17 protein-coding genes and 1 pseudogene are annotated in these 15,099 nt (G+C 60.8%); 5 read left to right on the forward strand and 13 right to left on the reverse strand.

Annotation, left to right across the window (positions count from 1 at the left end):
• Positions 1 to 159: 159 nt before the first annotated feature.
• The 9 genes from ACYCCG_RS12255 to ACYCCG_RS12295 form a co-directional block, all read right to left on the reverse strand.
• Positions 160 to 1,023 (reverse strand): metal ABC transporter solute-binding protein, Zn/Mn family, encoded by an 864-nt coding sequence (locus tag ACYCCG_RS12255; protein ID WP_339444298.1) that lies wholly within the window; start codon positions 1,021 to 1,023, stop codon positions 160 to 162.
• Positions 1,020 to 1,919, reverse strand: coding sequence for a metal ABC transporter permease (locus tag ACYCCG_RS12260; protein WP_252458560.1), 900 nt, complete (start codon positions 1,917 to 1,919; stop codon positions 1,020 to 1,022). Before ACYCCG_RS12260 ends, ACYCCG_RS12255 begins: the two co-directional genes overlap by 4 nt.
• Positions 1,919 to 2,665 (reverse strand): metal ABC transporter ATP-binding protein, encoded by a 747-nt coding sequence (locus tag ACYCCG_RS12265; protein ID WP_021784231.1) that lies wholly within the window; start codon positions 2,663 to 2,665, stop codon positions 1,919 to 1,921. Before ACYCCG_RS12265 ends, ACYCCG_RS12260 begins: the two co-directional genes overlap by 1 nt.
• The gene (locus ACYCCG_RS12270; RefSeq protein ID WP_459670554.1) at positions 2,662 to 3,564 is read right to left on the reverse strand and encodes a metal ABC transporter substrate-binding protein; all 903 of its coding nucleotides are present in this window, start codon (positions 3,562 to 3,564) and stop codon (positions 2,662 to 2,664) included. Before ACYCCG_RS12270 ends, ACYCCG_RS12265 begins: the two co-directional genes overlap by 4 nt.
• A gap of 16 nt (positions 3,565 to 3,580) precedes the next feature.
• Positions 3,581 to 4,150 (reverse strand): DUF6162 family protein, encoded by a 570-nt coding sequence (locus ACYCCG_RS12275; protein WP_252458558.1) that lies wholly within the window; start codon positions 4,148 to 4,150, stop codon positions 3,581 to 3,583.
• Entirely contained in the window at positions 4,147 to 4,467 is a 321-nt protein-coding gene (locus tag ACYCCG_RS12280; RefSeq protein ID WP_252458557.1) for a hypothetical protein, read from the reverse strand. The genes ACYCCG_RS12275 and ACYCCG_RS12280 overlap by 4 nt, the downstream gene beginning before the upstream one ends.
• Positions 4,464 to 5,003, reverse strand: a complete 540-nt coding sequence (locus tag ACYCCG_RS12285; RefSeq protein WP_459670557.1) for a thiamine pyrophosphate-binding protein — start codon at positions 5,001 to 5,003, stop codon at positions 4,464 to 4,466. The genes ACYCCG_RS12280 and ACYCCG_RS12285 overlap by 4 nt, the downstream gene beginning before the upstream one ends.
• Positions 5,000 to 6,193, reverse strand: a complete 1,194-nt coding sequence (locus ACYCCG_RS12290) for a PepSY-associated TM helix domain-containing protein (RefSeq protein WP_459670559.1) — start codon at positions 6,191 to 6,193, stop codon at positions 5,000 to 5,002. The genes ACYCCG_RS12285 and ACYCCG_RS12290 overlap by 4 nt, the downstream gene beginning before the upstream one ends.
• Before the next feature lie 174 nt (positions 6,194 to 6,367).
• Positions 6,368 to 7,702 carry a lysine N(6)-hydroxylase/L-ornithine N(5)-oxygenase family protein gene (locus tag ACYCCG_RS12295; RefSeq protein ID WP_209966927.1) on the reverse strand — a complete coding sequence of 445 codons (1,335 nt, stop codon included), beginning with the start codon at positions 7,700 to 7,702 and terminating at the stop codon, positions 6,368 to 6,370.
• 174 nt (positions 7,703 to 7,876) lie between these two features.
• On the opposite strand from ACYCCG_RS12295, the gene ACYCCG_RS12300 reads away from it, so the two are divergent.
• Entirely contained in the window at positions 7,877 to 8,323 is a 447-nt protein-coding gene (locus ACYCCG_RS12300; protein ID WP_459670562.1) for a hypothetical protein, read from the forward strand.
• 361 nt (positions 8,324 to 8,684) lie between these two features.
• On the opposite strand, the gene pbpG is transcribed toward ACYCCG_RS12300, so the two are convergent.
• Positions 8,685 to 9,611: a D-alanyl-D-alanine endopeptidase gene (gene pbpG / locus ACYCCG_RS12305; protein ID WP_459670573.1), complete on the reverse strand. Its 927-nt coding sequence runs from the start codon at positions 9,609 to 9,611 to the stop codon at positions 8,685 to 8,687.
• A 131-nt stretch (positions 9,612 to 9,742) separates the two neighbouring features.
• Positions 9,743 to 9,889: pseudogene (locus ACYCCG_RS12310) on the reverse strand (site-specific integrase); the annotation flags it as partial.
• A 620-nt stretch (positions 9,890 to 10,509) separates the two neighbouring features.
• Between ACYCCG_RS12310 and ACYCCG_RS12315 the strand changes: the two are divergent.
• Positions 10,510 to 10,989, forward strand: coding sequence for a carboxymuconolactone decarboxylase family protein (locus ACYCCG_RS12315; protein WP_021784220.1), 480 nt, complete (start codon positions 10,510 to 10,512; stop codon positions 10,987 to 10,989).
• On the opposite strand, the gene pdxR is transcribed toward ACYCCG_RS12315, so the two are convergent.
• On the reverse strand, positions 10,982 to 12,415 hold the full coding sequence (gene pdxR / locus ACYCCG_RS12320) for a MocR-like pyridoxine biosynthesis transcription factor PdxR (protein WP_367250743.1): 1,434 nt from the start codon (positions 12,413 to 12,415) through the stop codon (positions 10,982 to 10,984). The genes ACYCCG_RS12315 and pdxR overlap by 8 nt on opposite strands.
• A gap of 91 nt (positions 12,416 to 12,506) precedes the next feature.
• On the opposite strand from pdxR, the gene ACYCCG_RS12325 reads away from it, so the two are divergent.
• From ACYCCG_RS12325 to ACYCCG_RS12335, 3 genes are read left to right on the forward strand one after another with little or no spacing between them, the layout of a single operon-like run.
• On the forward strand, positions 12,507 to 12,989 hold the full coding sequence (locus ACYCCG_RS12325) for a GNAT family N-acetyltransferase (protein WP_103444213.1): 483 nt from the start codon (positions 12,507 to 12,509) through the stop codon (positions 12,987 to 12,989).
• Between the two features lie 30 nt (positions 12,990 to 13,019).
• Positions 13,020 to 13,691, forward strand: coding sequence for an FMN-dependent NADH-azoreductase (locus ACYCCG_RS12330; RefSeq protein WP_459670566.1), 672 nt, complete (start codon positions 13,020 to 13,022; stop codon positions 13,689 to 13,691).
• The gene (locus ACYCCG_RS12335) at positions 13,688 to 14,137 is read left to right on the forward strand and encodes a carboxymuconolactone decarboxylase family protein (protein ID WP_392523220.1); all 450 of its coding nucleotides are present in this window, start codon (positions 13,688 to 13,690) and stop codon (positions 14,135 to 14,137) included. The genes ACYCCG_RS12330 and ACYCCG_RS12335 overlap by 4 nt, the downstream gene beginning before the upstream one ends.
• Positions 14,138 to 14,322: 185 nt before the next feature.
• On the opposite strand, the gene ACYCCG_RS12340 is transcribed toward ACYCCG_RS12335, so the two are convergent.
• Positions 14,323 to 15,021, reverse strand: coding sequence for a bestrophin-like domain (locus ACYCCG_RS12340; protein ID WP_459670576.1), 699 nt, complete (start codon positions 15,019 to 15,021; stop codon positions 14,323 to 14,325).
• Between the last annotated feature and the right edge of the window lie 78 nt (positions 15,022 to 15,099).

A 15,099-nucleotide genomic window follows, 5' to 3' on the forward strand; every position in this document is an offset into this window, starting at 1 on the left:
CCGATGCGTGTGTAGGAGCGGGTTTACCCGCGAATACGGTGGCGACTGCAACAGTGAACGGCGGGTGTAAATTGGCCAGCAGGCCCGGCCCTTTCGCGGGTGAACCCGCTCCTACGAACCACCAATGCGTGTCCACTGCAGCCGCGCGACCCTGTGCGATCAGCGCTCGCCCAATGCCCCGACGACCTGGTCGACACTGGCCTTGAGCCCCGCAATCGCATCCTCAGGGTCACTCTCCACCACCACCAGCCTGGCCCCGGCTGCCTTGATCACCTCGGCCACCGCCGCACTCGGCTGACGATGGTCCAGCACCAGCGCCACGTCCTGCGCCTTCAGGTTCTCCCCCAGCGCCTTGAGTGCGGCCGCATCCCAATTGGCCGGCAGCGGCTGCTCGACCGCATCCAGGTTCAACCCGTTGACCAGATACCCCAGTCGCTCCGACAGGCTCACCACCGTCAGGTTGTCGACTTTGGCCAGCCGCGTCTGGCTGCTGGCCGAAAGCTCCAGCAATTGGCGCTTGAGCCCTGCCAGGTTGCCCTGGATCTTCGCCTTGTCGTCCGGCGCCAGGCGCTCCAGGTCATTGGCTACCACGTCGGCCATGCGCCCGAGGTTGGTCGGGTTGAGCCAGGGGTAAGCGCCATAGGCATCGTCACCGCTCACCGCAATGCCCGGCAGTGCGCCATCCACCGGTCGCGCGGCATCGATCTCGACAATGCGGATATTGCTGCGCCGAGCCATCGGGTACAGCGGGTCGTCACGCCAGATCGATCGCACGCCGACCACCGCATCTGCCTGCTGGGCGGCCTTGTGCAGGCCAGCGCCACCACGCCCGCTGAAATATGACGGTTGACGGCTGGCAGGCAGGTTGGCCGGTGCTGCCCGCTTGAGCTGCACCGCAGTACCGTCGAGCAGGGCGCTGGCCAGGCTGTGGGTGACGGGCAGGGTCGTCAGCACTTGCGTGGCGAAAGACAGTGATGGCAGCCCGGCCAGTGCCAGCGCCAGGGTCAGGTGTTTGAAGTTCATGCCGGGTTTCCTTGCAAGCGGGGAACGAGGGCGCGGGCCAGGGCTGCCAAGGCAAAGCAGATGCCGGCGACCAGGATGATCGCGGCCCCTGAGGGCACAGGCAGGTCAAAAACGATCGGCAGCAGGATGCCGAACAGGGTACTGATGGTGGCAATTAGCACCGACAGGAAGAAAAAGCCCTTGAGCGACTGGCTCACCAGGCGAGCGGCGGCGGCCGGGATGACCAGCAGCGCACCGACCAGGATGGCCCCGATCACCTTCACCGCAGCCACGGTCACCAACGTGACCAGCACCACGAACAGATAGTCCAGGGTCTTCACTGCTACCCCGCGCACAGCCGCCAGCTGCGGGTTGAAACTGGCCAGCATGATGCGGTTGTACAACGGCAGGGCCAAGGCCAGCACCAGCACCGCGACGATGCCCAGCACGACCAGATCCTGGGCGCTAACGGTCAGCACCGAGCCGAACAGTACGTTTTCGAGAATGTGCACGTTGATCTTGCCCGCCAGCATCAACAGCAGGCTGGCGCCCAGCGCCAGCGACACCGAAAGGAACACGCCAATCAGCGTGTCCGGCGACAACCCGGTGCGGTTGCGCAGGAAGTTGAGCAGGATGCCGAACAGCAGGCAGTAGCCGAAGAGGCTGCCGTAAGGGCCGGTATAGGGCTCACCCAGCAGGATACCGATGGCCACGCCGGTCAGCGCCGCATGGCCGACCGCTTCGGAGAAGAAGGCAAAGCGCTTGACCACCACCAAGGTACCCAGGCCGCCCAACACCGGGCCGATCATCAGGCCGGCCAACAGGGCGTTGACCACGAAGCCGTAGGCCAGCGCCTCGGGCAGATAGCCGGCAGTGGCCCAGTCCTGGACCGTTTGGCGAAAGAATTCAAAACTCATCAGGCAAGGCTCTCGCTACGCGGGTGAACGGAGAACAGGCCAAGCAGGCGCTCCGGGGTCAGGGCTTGGGCAGGCGGCGCATCGAACAGCACCTGGCGGTTAAGGCCTGTTACCCGGTCCGCCAGACGCAACACGGCTTCCAGGTCATGCTCGATCCACAGAACGGTAGTGCCGGCCTGGCGCCAGCCCTGCAATAACTGTTCGAACACCTGGATACCGGCTTCATCGAGGGCCGACATCGGCTCGTCCAGCACCAGCAACTGCGGCTCGGGGATCAGGCCTTGGGCCAGCAGCACGCGCTGGCGCTCACCGCCGGACAGTGCACCCATGCGCCGCGTGCGCTTGTCGAGCATGCCAACCTGAACCAAGGCTGCATCAATGGCTGGCTTCACGCGCCGCGACAGGCCGAGGAAGGCCGGGCGGCGCTGGCACATGGCGGCCATGAAGTCGTCCACGGTCATTGGCAGGCCGCGGTCGAACTCCAGTGCTTGCGGCACGTAGCCAATCACTTCGCGCTCACCTGGCCAATGCAGGGTCAGCTGGCCCTGGTGTGGCATCTGTCCGAGCAGGGTCTTGATCAATGAGCTCTTGCCGCCGCCGTTGGGGCCGACGATGGCGTGCACGCTGCCTGCTGCCACGCTGAAACTGACCTGTTCGAGGATGCGTGTGCGGCCCAAGGTCAGGTCGATGCCGGCGAATTCGATGCGCGGCCCGCAGGCTGTCACCAGCTTGGCGGCAGCGGTCATGCGCGGTTCTCCTGAATGGCGCGGACCACCGTGTCCAGGTTGCGCTTCATTTCCACCTCGTACTTGTCCTTGGTGTAATCGCCGTAGGAGATATGCGTCAACGGATACAGGCGCACGCCGGACTCACGCTGGATGGTTTCGACATAGGCCGACGGGAAGTCCATTTCCGAGAAGATCACCCGCACGTCCAGCGCCTTGAGCTGGTCGATGGTCTTTTTCAGCTGTGCCGGGCTGGGCTCGATGCCATGGGCAGGCTCGACGACGGCCGTCACCTCCAGACCGAAGTCGCGCACGAGATAGTCATAGGCAGCATGGATAGTGGCGACCCGGAACGTTGCGCCAGGGGCTTCGGTGACCTTGGCCAGGGCGTCGGCACGCAGGGCGCGCAGGCGCTTGGCGTAGGCACGGGCGTTTTGCGTGTAAAGCCTGGCGTTGTCCGGGTCGAGTTTGCCCAGTTCACGGGCGATGTTGTTCACCTGGGCGATGGTGGTGCTGATCGACAGAAAGGTGTGCGGGTTGACCACCTTGCCGGCACCGCGCGCGGCAATGCCGGTGGCCGCCAGCAACGGCACGTTCTGATTGGCTTCGATAGTGGCGATGTCGGGCTTCTCGCTGGTGGCGATCATGCGGTCTGCGAAGTCGTCATGGCCAACGCCGTTGAGCACCACCACGTCCAGGGTACCGATGCGCTTTATGTCTTCGGCCCGCGGCTCGTAGGCGTGCGGGTTGAAGCCCGCCGGAATCAGGGGAACCACCTCGGCTTTGTCGCCGACAATATTGCTCACGTAGCTGTAGTAGGGGTGCAGGGTGATGCCGATACGCAGTGGCTTGCTGTTATCGGCCAGGGCCAATGCCGGCAAGGCAAAGGCCAGGAGCAGGGCGAAGGCGGAGCGAAACATGGGCGAGTCCTTGGGTTCAGTGACGGTGTTCGCGGGTAACCCCGGCGTCGTAGTGGCTGACCACTTGTTGCCAGCCAGCGGCGATCAGGGCGGCCTGTTCGAGGTCCTCCGGGATCACGGCAGCGCTGTCGCGGCGTAGCCAGACATCGGCTTGGCCTGAACTGTCGGGTGGCAGGATCAGCAGCAGGCTGCCGGCAATTTCCGGGGCCTGGCTGCGGCCCAGGTAGGCGCCGGGCTCCAGCCATGACCATTGGTGGCCGCCACGGCTCTGGCTGCCAGCATCGACCACGAACGGCGGCAGGCCTTCTTCGGCCAGGCTTTGTACGCTGGGGGCGACGGCGTTTTCTTCGCGCAGTAGCTGGATCTCGTCGAAGGCCACCCACAGGTCGGTGTACAGGCCTTGCTCGGCGGCGGTGAGGTCGCGGCGAGCGTCGATCTGGTGGCTGGCGATGGCCTGTTCGTCCTCGCGCTCACCGCGCAGCAGTACCACGCTGGCGGCGAGCACCACGATCAGCAGGCTTGCCAGCAGCACATACAGGGTTTCGTGCCCGGCACCGGCCGGGCGAATGATTTGGGCGCGGCTCATGGCTGGGCGATATCGGCGTAGTCCACTTCCACCACGTGCCCGGGGCCAGCATCGAACAGCACGTAGAATTCGCCGTCCGGGCGCTTGAAGGTCAGCGTCGAGTCGTCGCCAAGCTTGCCGCCGACCAGCACCTCTTCGTCATAACCGATCACATCCAGGGTCACCCCGGGGGCACCGCTGCCGTCCGAAAAACCGCCGGTACACTTGACCTGGCCGCTGGCCAGTTCTTCGCATTCGCACATCGGGTTGTGCGCCAGCGCAGGGCCGGCGGCCAGTACCAGGACGGGCAACGCCAGGGTGCGCATCAGGTGTTTCATTTGTTGTCTCCTTGTTTCTCGAGCCATGTCACGGTGGCTGGCGATGCCTTGGCCAGAGGGATCGACGCCTGGTGCATGCTGCCGTCCCAGCCTTCCAGGGTGATCCAGATCTGCGCGTCGGGTTTGGTGCGCGGCGGGATCGGCAACGAGGTGCCCATGTTGTACGGTGCACCGAAGAAAAGGGTGCCGGCGGCGCGCAGGCTGCGTGGCTTGCCGATGCGCAGGTAGGCTGCCTTGACGTCCTTTATGCAGGCCTTGCACAGCGATGCATTGAACGATTTGAAGTAGCCGGCCGGGCCGTCGGCGCGTGGCGCCTCGTCACGCAGTTCGGCAAGGTCGAGGCTGTAAGGGCCGACCTGAATGTCACTGATCACGTTGGCGCCAAGGCCGGCGTCACCGCGGAACAGCCTGGCGTCGGCGAAGTACTTGGGCATGAAGCCCAGCGGGATCAGGATCAGCAGGATGTTCAGGTGAAAACGCCACTTCAGCCAAAGCTGCTTCAGCGGGCTGGCGGGCAGGGCCTGGGCCTGGCTCATGAGTGGACCTCCACGGTGGTTTCACTGCGTGCCGCACGCGGTGCGCGCTCGCTACGCTTGAGGGCTGCGGCGGTGGCCTGGGCGGTGCGTTTGGTCCAGATCAGCAGGCCGCTGAGCACCATCAGGGTGAGGATCAGGCCGAAGAAGAACCACACCAGCTTGATCGGCAAACCGCCGAAGTCGCCAGTGTGCAGCGGGCGCATGGACTCGGTGACGAACTCCAGGGCCGAACGGTCGCTGATCAGGAACTGGCTGTCGACATTGCGTGTGTACGGATTCACCGAAGCACTCTGGAACATCAACGGGTACCAGCCCGGGCCAGACAGCGTGACGTGGCTGTAGGCAGTGGCGGGGAGCGAGATGGAGGTCACTTCCAGCCCCGGGATCGCCAGGCCGGCAAGGCGCGCCGCTTCATCCAGGTCGATGCGCGAGGCGGGGCTGCCATCTGGCGTTTGCGGCACCTCCTCACGGGCGATCACCGGCACGATGGGGCGGCTGGAAAGGGTGATGTGGTTGTCAGACAGGATCGCCTGGATCAGGAACCAGGTGCCGGTGATGGAAATGACCGCAATGAACCAGATTGACCACACCCCGGACAGACGGTGCAGGTCACCCCAGAAAATTCGCGAACCATGGCCGGTGCGCACGGGTTTGAAAAAGCCTTTCCAGAACTTCTTGTAAACCACCAGGCCGGTGACCAGCGAGGCCAGCATCGGCAGGCCGAGCAGCGATACCAGGTACCAGCCCCAGCTGAAACCATTGGTGAACGGCACCAGCCACCAGCCGTGCAGGGCGCGGGTGAAGGCTTCGAAGTTGAAGTCTGGGGTCTTGCCCTGGATGGCCCCGGTGTAAGGGTTTACATACAGCGTCGGGCTGGTGCCGTCAGGCAGGGTGACATTGGCCTTCACCGCGAAGTGCGAACCATCCGGCTGGCTCAGGCGCTCCACCACCATGTCCGGCTCGGCCTTGTTCAAGGCCTCCAGTACCTGCTGAAAGCTCATGCGCTCGGTGTCCGCGTCTGGCTTGTTGGCGCGCACGGCCGGGTCCGCGAGCCAGACGATTTCCTGACTGACCACGGCGAGCATGCCGGTGAAGCAGACGATCAGGACGAAGAACCAGATCGGCAGGGCGAGCCAGCTGTGGACCAGGAACCACAGCCTGGATTTGGATTTTTTCGGTGATTTGGCCATCAGACGGTCTTCTGTTATTGGTGGTCGAGCGTGTGCCAACCAAAGAGGGCTGTACTGATAAGGACGAATGAGAATTGAAAACCTGCAGGTTTAAATGAAAGCAAATGTTTCAAAGCGCAAAAGCCGGACTGCGCACAGGCATCAGTCCGGCCTTGATGGCTTGTTGCAGAGGAGTCAGGCGCGGGTCAGTGCCGCGGCTGCTTGGGGCTTTTCGTGCAACTGCTCCAGGTCCTGGTACAGCGCCCGGCCAATTTCCGCAGCGCGGGCCGGCAGGACCGAAAGCAGGGTGTCACTCAGACCGTGGCTGTTTTCGCAGAAGCCCTGCAGGTACACCGAGGCTTGCATGTCCGGGCTGGCCAGTACGCGGTAGTTGCGGTCGACGCTGAAGTCCTCCAGGTAATCGGCCAGCGGCGCCAACAATTCACGGTGTGAGCGGCGCTCGTAACCGGTGGCGAGGATAACGGCATCGTAGCGGTGGGTTTGCTGCTGGGCGGTGGCGAGGTCGCGCAGGGTCAGTTCCAGGCCTTCGCGGGTAGCCACCACTGCTTCCACCTGGCGCCGGCACAGCACGTTGTGGCGGGGCTGATGGGCAACCTTCTGCCGGTAGAGGATGCCGTAGATGCGCTCGATCAGGTTGAGGTCGACCACTGAATAGTTGGTGTTGTGGTATTCGCCCAGCAGTTTGCTGCGCTGGTCGGCCGGTTCGTTGTAGACCAGGTCGGTGTAGTCGGGCGAGAAGATCTCGTTGACGAAAGGGCTGTCGTCGGCAGGTTTGAGGGCCGAGCCGCGCAGAATCATGTCGACCTTGACTGACGGGTAACTGTCGTTGAGGTCGATGAACGCCTCGGCGGCGCTCTGGCCTGAGCCGATCACGGCAATGCGCATCGGTTTGCCAGCCGTGCACGGCAGTTTGGTCAGGCTGCTCAGGTACTGCGAGTGGTGGAAGACCCGCGGGTCGTCCTTGAAGGCACCGAAGTTTTCCGGGATTTTCGGCGTGCCACCGCTGCCCACCACCACCGAGCGGGTGCGGCGGCTGTATTCGCGGCCCTGCGTGTCACGCGTGACCACGCGCAGGTGTTCGACCCGGCCTGCATGCACGTGCGGTTCGATGCGCAACACCTCCTGCCCATACACCGCCTGGGAGGCGAAATGCTCGGCGGCCCAGCGCAGGTAGTCGTTGTACTCCAGGCGGCAGGGATAGAAGGTGCCGAGGTTGATGAAGTCGGCCAGGCGCTGCTTCTGGTGCAGGTAGTTGACGAAGCTGTACGGGCTGGTCGGGGTGCGCAGCGACACCAGGTCCTTGAGGAACGAGATCTGCAATTCGCTCTGGGTAGCCAATGTCTCGCCGTGCCAGTGGTAGTCTTTCTGCTTGTCGATGAACAGTGCGTCGAGCGCATGACCCCGGGATTCGGCGAGTTCTTCCAGGGCGATGGCCAAGGCCAGGTTGGAAGGACCGAAGCCCACGCCGATCATGTCTTTGATGGTTTCCTGCTGTGAGGACTGGCTCATGGCTGCGATTTCCTGAATGGTCGAATATGGACGCCCGCCGGGGCTCCGGCTCCTGCGCAAGTACATGAGTTGGAACGAGCCAACCGGGGAGGAATTTAAGCGGGCTAAAGAACAGCGCGAGGCGGCCGATGTGGTGGTTACGGCAAGGACCAAACTTTCAGGCAAGGAATCGACATGAGCGGCATCACGGCAAGCAACCTGATGATCAATGGCGTTTCAGCGCAGACGCTGAGCGCGAATGCAGCAACCGAACGCGAACAGGCGAAACAGGCCGGTGAGGCGGTGGGGCCGTTGAGCATCAGCAGTGACAGCATGAAGGTGTCGGCGGGTAGCCAGGCGCAATCCACCGACACTGAAGAGACTAGCGAGTCGGGGGCTGTGAGCGAGCTGCGTCAACTGATCAAGGACCTGCAGAAGCAACTGGCAGAAGAGCAGAAACAGTTGGCTGCATTGCAGAACAGCAAGTTGGACGAGGCTGCCAAGGCGGCAGCGATAGGTGCCAAGCAGGCAAGCATTGCCACCATCAACGGGCAGATCATGGCAGCCACGGCGCAGTTACTGGAGCTGTTGCAGCAAGAGGGCGGCAGCAGTGCGGGTGGCATGGTCAGCGCTACGGCCTGACTGGACATGCACAGGCCGCTGTAGGCGCGGGTTTACCCGCGAATGGGCCAGGCCTGCTGGCCAATCTCCACCCGCCGTTTACCGTTGCTGCCGCGACCGTATTCGCGGGTAAACCCGCTCCTACACACATGCACAGGCCGTCGTAGGAGCGGGTTTACCCGCGAATGGGCCAGGCCTGCTGGCCAATCTCCACCCGCCGTTCACCGTTGCTGCCGCGACCGTATTCGCGGGTAAACCCGCTCCTACACACAATGCACAGGCCGTTGTAGGAGCGGCTTCACCCGCGAACACGGGCGAAGCCCGTGCTATCCGCCGCGTTGTCTGTTTCGTGAACAAGCCCGCACGCTCCAGGATATGGCGGTTATTCGACCGCCAACCGCCCCTTGTTCTGCCGCTCGGCCTTGTACTGCATGGCCACTGCCGGTGCCGGCTTGGAGGTACCGGTTTCCAGCCATTGTCGCATGCGGCTGGCATCGGCGAAGTGGGTGTACTTGCCGAAGGCATCGAGAATGACCATGGCCACCGGCCGGTTGTCCATGCGGGTCAGCAGTACCAGGCAGTGCCCGGCTTCGTTGGTGAAGCCGGTCTTGGTCAGCTTGATGTCCCAGTTGCTCTTGTTCACCAGGTGGTCGGTGTTACGGAAGCCCAGGGTGTAGTTAGGCTTGCGGAAGGCCACGGTCTTTTCGCGGGTGGTCGACAGCTCGCTCAGCATTGGATACTTGCGCGAGGCCATCAGCAGCTTGGCCAGGTCGCGGGCAGTGGAGACGTTCTGCGTCGACAGGCCGGTCGGCTCGACATAGCGGGTATGGGCCATTCCCAGGCTGCGGGCTTTGGCATTCATTGCCTTGATGAACGCAGGGTAACCGCCGGGGTAGGCGTTGGCCAGGCTGTTGGCCGCACGGTTTTCCGACGACATCAGGGTAATCAGCAGGGTTTCGCGACGGTCCAGCAGGCTGCCCAGGCGCACGCGAGAGTACACGCCTTTCATTTCCGGGTTGTTGGCGATGGTCATGGTGAGCATTTCATCCATGGGCAGCTTGGCATCCAGCACCACCATCGCCGTCATCAGTTTGGTGACCGAAGCGATGGGCACCACGCGGTCGGCGTGGTTTGAATACAGCTCCTTGTTGCTGTTCAGGTCGATCAGCAGGGCGCTGCCTGAAGCCAGATGCAGTTTGGATGGGTCACGTTGAACCTGGGCCGGGGGTTGTGCAGCAGCAGTCGACGGAAGGGTCGCGGTACCTGTGAGCAACAGCAGCAGGCTGAGGATAGACAGGGAAGTTTTCACGTTGAGGCTCACTAAAAGTTTGTATGTCGTTGGCTGTGCAAGGGTTTTCCCCCTAGAAACCGATGCATTCTGGAGTATGGCTGAATTGCTGTCGAATGCCTTATGACTAAAGGGCGCAAGGTGAACGATATTTAATCCTGTACCAATTCTGTACCAATTACGTTCGCTTCCAGCTTCGCCAGTTCGGCCCAGTCGTTGGCGGAATTCAGCCATTTGGCGTAGGTCGAGAGAAGCACCTGCACCGAGTGTCCAAGCTGCCCTGCGATGAATGCCGGATTCGTGGTGACGAGCCAGAAGGCTGGAAGGTGAATGGCGACTCCGTCGAGGATCGTGTCCTGGGAAGTGGTGTAACTCATCATGGTTCTGGCCGCTAAGTTCGCCGTTTAGTTGATCACGGCCGGCCGACAGCTTGGCCTGTGGATTATCGCTGACTGCCTCAAAGGCCTCCAACTGCATGTAACGCCGTTGCAGGCACCACTCGTCGTTCTGCTCCAGCAGCATCGCGCTTACCAGATCGAGCGCCGCCCGCGCGGCGCTCGATCTGGTAAGCGCCAAAAACCGCATGACGTAAAATTCCAGGCCCCACCGAACCCAGCGCCATGATCGTCCGCTTCGGGTCCAGGCTGCGCACCGAACGTTTTCACACAGCCTGGGTCGATAGCCGCAAACCGCACCTGACCGCATTCGACCCTTCGCAGCCGTTCGAGGTGTCCAGGACACCTGTGGCGATTCAAATCAACGGCTAGGGCCGCCCTCCGAAGTCAGCGCTAATCAGGACGGGACAAATATCCGTCGAGTCAACATGGCCTAGTTCGAAGTCGCAATCTTGGTTCTGTCAGGCAGGGCCATGCATAACTACAGTGGGCACCGACAACACCTTCACTGCGAGTAACTACCTATGAAAAGCCGCATCGATTACTTCAAACTGTCCCCCCAGGCGTCCAACAAGTTGGTGGACCTTACCCTGCACCTGAGCAAGAAGCCGCTGCTGGCTGAGCTTGCTCACCTCGTCATGCTTCGGGCTTCCCAGCTTAATGGCTGTGCGTTCTGCGTGGACATGCATGTGAAAGAGGCCAAGATTCATGGCGAGCGCGAGTTGCGTCTTCACCACGTTGCCGTCTGGCGTGAGTCGCAGCTGTTCTCGCCTGTCGAGCGCGCCGCGCTGGAGTGGGCCGAAGCTCTGACCCAGTTGCCACCCCATGGCATTCCTGAAAGCTTGTATGCGAAGGTGCGTGAACACTTTTCCGAACAGGACTTGTCGGATTTGACGTTCCTGATCGTCGCGATCAATGGTTGGAATCGCCTGAACGTGGCCTTTCAGGCGATCCCGGGTTCGTCCGATGAGGCATTCGGTTTGACCAAGGCCAACCTCAACTGAGCATCTTGCTGATCAAAGCGCCAAGCTGCTCGCTTTGGGCAGCCGTGGCGCAGTTTGTAAAGCTCAGCAGCAGCCCCGAATGACGTTGAGACGATAAATACCAGCGCGACAATGCCTGTACCGACATGCCCCTTGCCAACAATTGCTCGGCCAGGGCCGTGTCGCTTGTCTCTTCTGGTAGACGCAGCAGCAAATGCATGCCGCCTGGGGAGCGATCAACCTGAATGCGCTTCGGCAAACTTCGTTCCAGCGCTTCAATGGTCATCACTCGTCGTTCGTTATAGAGCCGGCGCATGCGCTGGATATGGCGGGTGAAATGACCCTCTGCGATGAACTCCGCCACCAGGGCCTGGGTAATCGATGGTGAACCGGCGGAAAATAACGTCCGACCCACGCGTTCAAACGCCGCTACCTGCGCCTGGGGCACCACCAAGTAAGCCAGGCGGATACCGGGAAACAGCACCTTGCTGAATGTGCCGGCATACAGAACCCTCCCATTGCGATCCAGACTGGCGAGCGCCGGAAGCGGACGACTGACATAGCGATACTCGCTGTCGTAGTCGTCCTCGACAATCCAGGCGCCGGTGCGGGCCGCCCAATCCAGGAGCAGCTGCCGTCGAGGCAGCGACAAGGCCATTGACAGCGGGCTCTGATGCCCCGGTGTAACCGTGGCTACCTGCGCAGGCTTGGACGTGGCGATAGCCTGTTCCACATTCATCCCATCACCATCAACCGGGACTGCCTCCAAGTCCATGCCGAACTGGCGAAGTACCTGGCGCGTAATGGGATAACCTGGGTCTTCCACCCAGGCGCGCTCGCATGACTGCAACAACGTCTGAGCGACGAAGGACAGGCTGTTTCGCCAACCACTCGTGATAAATACCTGATGGGCACCGCAATCGATACCTCGGGACATCTGCAAATACGAGGCGATGGCGCTGCGCAATGCCGGCAGACCGTGGGGCGCCGGATAATCCAGATCGCCCAGACGCATGCCGCGTAGATATCGAGCACCGAGACGTGCCCATATCTTTCGCGGAAATGCATCCATTGCTGGCACACCCATCTGGAACGGCAAAAGCTGTAGCGGTCGACGTATGGAGTCAGAATCGTCTGTAACCTCCAGCGTAGGGGGCATTGCGCTGACCGACCTTTCAGGCGTGCGCAACTCGGGATTGACCACCGTGCCTCTCTGCCCGAGCGCCAGTAGGTAGCCCTCACTGGTCAGTAAAGAATAGGCAAGTTCGACGGTGCCGCGCGCAACACCTAATTCCTTTGACATGGCACGCGCGGACGGCAAGCGATCACCGGGAGACAGGGTGCCGGCAGCGATAGCGGTCAGCACTCGGTGGTAGAGCTGACGATACAAAGGAGAGCTGGATAGCTCATCCAGAGGCGCGAAAGGAGGCGAAGAAGAATTCGTCATGGCCTAGTTCATATTCCATTTCTTGGCTCAATCAAGTGGGCTAATCCTAGTTCAAGATAGCGCCATCACCTACTGGCAGAGGCTGGCTTTCATGACACTCACTCCTCACCAATTTGTACCCAGCGTGCTTGATCTGGCTGACGCCAACCTGCGCCCTCTGGATACCTCTCACGACCTGCACGCCGCGTTTCCGGTGATGCAGCAATTGCGCCCCCACCTGGCTAGCGAAGCCGACTTCATCAGTCGTGTCGAGCGTATGCGCACCGAGGGATATCTTCTAGTTGGTGCCTTCGACTCAGGCAGTCTGGTGGCGCTGGCTGGTTACCGCCTCCAGGAGAATCTGGTCTACGGCACATTTCTGTATGTCGACGATCTCATAACCGCTGAAACCCAGCGAGGTCATCAATGGGGAGCGCGGTTATTGAAGGCCTTGGAGCGGTTGGCGCGCGCCAGTGGCTGCGCCCGCCTTGTGCTTGATACCGGTTTGGCCAACGCCCGAGCCCAACGCTTCTACTCCCGTGAAGGCCTGCATAACAGTGCACTGCGCTTTCAAAAACAGTTCGACGCACCATGACTCTCGCCGTTATCAAACTGAGGCAATTACATGACTTCCCAGAAGCAGCCAATTGTTCCGTTGAGAGTTCTTCGCCTGGTCGCCAGCCCCAATGGTGACAGTTCGGAAAGTCTCAAACTGTCCCAACAAATTCTGTTTGCCTTGGCCCTCCATGCTGGCAGACGCGGTATCGAAGTGACGGATTTCGATCTCCACACATTAGCTCCAGTCGATGCCTCATACGCTCAGACTCTGGCCAATCAGCGAGCGGTCCCAGCGGGAGAACAAGAGGGGACGCTGAACCGTTCGAACGCACTCATCGATCAATTGCAGGAGTGCGACGTACTGCTGATTGCCACTCCAATGCACAACTACAGCGTGCCCGCCCCGCTCAAGGCCTGGATTGACCATGTAGTGCGCGTGGGCAAGACGTTCCTGAGCACCAGCGAAGGGAAGGTCGGTACGTTGGTGGATCGACCGGTCTATGTCGCCATTGCTTCCGGTGGCTACATCAATGGGCCGAGTGCCCGACAGCCCGACTTTCTGCGCCCCTACCTGACCGCCGTCCTTGCGACCATCGGCCTCAAACAAGTGCATTACTTCAGCGTTGAAGGTACTGCCAAGGGAAAGGCGTCCCTGGATGCTGCTAGAGAGCGTGGATACGGTGAGGTACAGGCTTTCTTCTCCAGTGTCACTAACGCTTTGCAAGGACAACGCCTATGAGTCGCCTCAATTGGTTTGCAGCATCGCCCGGCGCCGCCAAGGCCCTCGGGGGACTGCATCATTTCGTAACCACTGGCACAGACCTGCCAGCTCCATTGATCCATCTGGTTTTTCTCAGGGTTTCTCAACTCAACGGTTGCGCACATTGTATTGATCTGCATTCACGTGATTTGATCAAAGAAGGCATGTCGGTGGACAAATTGCTGCTGATACCGGTGTGGCATGAGGTGCAGTATCTGTTCTCGGAGCAAGAGCGCTCGGCATTGGCCTGGGCTGAGGAAGTCACGCGGGTAAGTGAAACTCACGTCTCTGATGAAGCATATGCAGCCGCATCAGCGGTATTTGCAGAAAAGGATCTGGTCGACCTGACAACGGCGATTGCCGCAATGAACGCTTTCAACCGTATGGGCGTCAGTTTCCGTGTACGGCCTGCTGCCAAGGCGTGATGGCTATGTTGGGGCCGCGCAGCGGCCTTGAGCAAGATGTCCGCAATGGGTTGATTGCGGCCAGTTGCGGTTTTCCGCTATCGACCCCTTGCAGGCATTCCCCAGGGTTAGCTATCGGCCAGTATCAGGCTTCGATGTGGTCCGCCACGAGGTCATCATCCAGAACACAAGCGCGCCCTGCTTCCTTAAAGTTGCATTACGGCGAGCGCCCTGCGCAGAGGCTCGTCGGATATCTGGATAGGACCGTGAAATGGCACGTCCATATCCAATACCAGGTACACGGAAGCCGCGATAAGCATTGAAGAAACGACGAACATTCCTGTCACCATTGAATTACGTGGCGCTCGGTATCCAAAACTGGCGAAAATGAGCGTCAACCAAGCAACAAGCATCCCAATGAGTGGGCCGGGAATTGCCCCCTCTGACTGCTCGACGATCCTCCAGCGTTGCTCGATAAGCGAATGATATTGCTGACGAATATCCTGAAGCATGGTTTCATGGTAGCGGTCCGGCGGCTTTATGGCAGCCAAAGACTTTCCTATGTCATCCAAGTATTTAGCTGCCTCGCTGTTACGATGTTGCAGCGCCTCGTCCCCCCGGTATGGCGTCTCGATAGCGTGCTCAAGATAGGTGACCAGTCGGTTGCGGGTGTCTTGTGCCGAATCGCCATAGCCCCGCAGTGTCCGATCAAATATGATCATGCTGGTTGCATACCCATGAAAGTTCGCGTCAATGGACTCGAAGGTATTTTTGGCAGAATTGATCATCAATCCAAAGACCAGCGATGTCATAACCACAAAAATGTTAGCTACCAGGCGAATTACTGTATTTGTGTCCCCCGGTGTCAGGATAGTTGTCGCCTCGCCAGATTTACCTGAAACCAGACCCCGGGGGCGGAAAGAGAGCCGTTGTGCCGTACTATTCCTCTGAGCGCAAAGCCGAACTGCTCAAGATGCTGGGTC

Source organism: Pseudomonas sp. VEM90 (assembly GCF_054611535.1).